Here is a 362-nt window from a genome sequence, read left to right as displayed (position 1 = left end):
AAAGCCGATTACAACCGCGTTTCTTTCCAACACCTCAGCCTGATTATCAGCACCACGCCCAAACTCATCGACCCTGTTTCACACCGCCGCACCATTCCGACTGCCCAACTGATTGGCAGCAGCAATCCCCAACACCAGGCGGAATTGATGTGGCGTATTTCCTTGACCGTCAGCGTTTTGTTGCTGTGCCTGCTTGCCGTGCCGCTTTCCTATTTCAATCCGCGTAGCGGCCATACCTACAATATCCTGATTGCCATCGGTCTATTTTTGGTTTACCAAAACGGACTGACCTTCCTGCGCAATGCTGTGGAAGACGGCAAAATCCATTTTTGGCTCGGACTGCTGCCTATGCACATCATCAT

The 362-nt window shown here is 51.4% G+C and carries 1 protein-coding gene; it reads left to right on the top strand.

All coding sequences use genetic code 11. The features are described from left to right. Window positions 1–362, top strand: a 362-nt coding sequence (locus ACTHSP_RS22845; RefSeq protein WP_440347109.1) for an LptF/LptG family permease, incomplete at both ends; no start/stop codon positions are given.

Source organism: Neisseria sp. P0001.S005, from assembly GCF_051963715.1.
Note: the sequence above shows the minus strand (reverse complement) of the source record. Positions and strands in the feature narration are given on the sequence as shown.